The 1,538-nt window shown below is 42.5% G+C and carries 3 protein-coding genes and 1 pseudogene; all 4 read right to left on the bottom strand.

What is annotated here, in order from left to right; genetic code table 11:
• Positions 1-50 precede the first annotated feature (50 nt).
• Entirely contained in the window at positions 51-179 is a 129-nt protein-coding gene (locus tag ACM0OR_RS28135; RefSeq protein ID WP_414579695.1) for a hypothetical protein, read from the bottom strand.
• A 50-nt stretch (positions 180-229) separates the two neighbouring features.
• Positions 230-469: a hypothetical protein gene (locus ACM0OR_RS28130; protein ID WP_414579694.1), complete on the bottom strand. Its 240-nt coding sequence runs from the start codon at positions 467-469 to the stop codon at positions 230-232.
• On the bottom strand, positions 450-1,310 hold the full coding sequence (locus ACM0OR_RS28125; protein ID WP_414579693.1) for a hypothetical protein: 861 nt from the start codon (positions 1,308-1,310) through the stop codon (positions 450-452). The genes ACM0OR_RS28130 and ACM0OR_RS28125 overlap by 20 nt, the downstream gene beginning before the upstream one ends.
• Positions 1,297-1,538, bottom strand: a pseudogene (locus tag ACM0OR_RS28120) (MoxR family ATPase); the annotation flags it as partial. The pseudogene ACM0OR_RS28120 and the gene ACM0OR_RS28125, both read right to left, overlap by 14 nt.

The raw sequence follows: 1,538 nt of genomic DNA, 5'->3' as shown, positions 1-1,538 counted from the left end.
AATTCTCCGAGAATTTGGTAAAAACTATGTAATTAATTTTGTTTAGCTACTTATAACAAATCCGGTGTTAATGCCAAAGGGAACGCCGCATGATAAGCCAAATACAGGTGTGCTTTACCAAAGCGTTTCTCAAACAACTCAATCCGTCTATTCAAAACTTCCGGCTTTACTTGGCTCATATTCTCCACCCCGCAAAATGTGAGCGTCCCCGCAACGCACCAATAGCATCTTACACACCCCGGCGACTAACTTCAAACATCGGTACAAGATGGGCAATTTCACCGGCAGTTGTACCAAACCAACGCTTTCTCGGCATAGGATTCAGCCAAGCAATATAACGCACATGATGTTGTAACTGAGTGATAAATTCTCTAGTTAATTCATAGCGTTCTTCACTATAACCACCACGCGCTGCACCAGCATCACTAAAAATTAATACAGCCGTCCGCCTAGAGCAAACATGATACATCTAACTCTGTTCGTGCGCCTTCACGTACTGGACGGCGTAAATACCGCCAACTCTGTTTCAATTGCCGTCTAGTTACAGGAAAATAATCTGAGGATAGAATGAAGCGATTGACAGAAATTTCGTCATTGCGGCTAGTAGCTTGCAGCACAGCTTTAGCTACTCGTACCTCATCTTCTATAATCTGAGTTAATTTTGCAGAATTTGGATTTACCTCTGAATGGGATGTACTTTCACTACTAAGCTTTTGCGTATTGCGTTGAACTAACCACTTGAAAAGTACATACCCACCACTCAAGGCGATAAATGATAAAAGACTTTGCCAAATCCAATCTGTTTGATTTGTGTTGGTGTTTGTCTGCTTGGGGGTTGCAGTTGGCTCAACTGTCGGCGAGGGAGTTGTGTTTAGTGGTGTTATCGGAAGGGGAACAGGTATTTGAATCGGCTCTGATGTTGGGGTTGGGGTTGGGGTTAGTTTTGGAGTCTGGCTCATCTGGTCAGAAACCATACTCAAGCCAATACCAACACCCAAAAACCCCAAAACCAAGTAGCGCGTAATCGAAAAAACCCGATATTTTTCAGTTGGTGTAGGCAATATTTCTGAATTTGGCAACACCCCCTCATTACCCATTATTGCTGCAAAATGATATTCAAGCAGCTGCCTTTCCTCAACAGATTTCACCCATACAGTCTGACACAGACGCTTCAAAGCCGCTTGGTCATTCATGCCAAAACTAGCCTGCAAAGCCTGCAAAACTAAATTATATTCATCAATACCGAGTGGTAAACCTGCTTCTCGGAGTTTGGTAAATAGTTCCAGCAGAGGTACATCATTCACATCCAAAGTTCTGCCTCAAATAACGTAAATGATCATTCCAACTTTTCAGTAAAACACCCGCGTAAGGTATCTTACCATCCAGCTTTTCCAGTACCTCATCTTGAGGATAGCGACGCAACACCCGCACCCAATCAAGTAATTCACTCGTACTGACTTTTTTACCAATCTCCCGTTTATCTTTAGACTTGTCTATAAAAGATAAAAAGCTGACTGTGAAGGGATTATAGGAGATAT

It is taken from the genome of Anabaena sp. CCY 9402-a, assembly GCF_963920945.1.
GTDB classification, from domain to species: Bacteria; Cyanobacteriota; Cyanobacteriia; order Cyanobacteriales; family Nostocaceae; genus Trichormus; species Trichormus minutissimus.
This window is presented reverse-complemented; position numbering and strand designations above follow the sequence as displayed.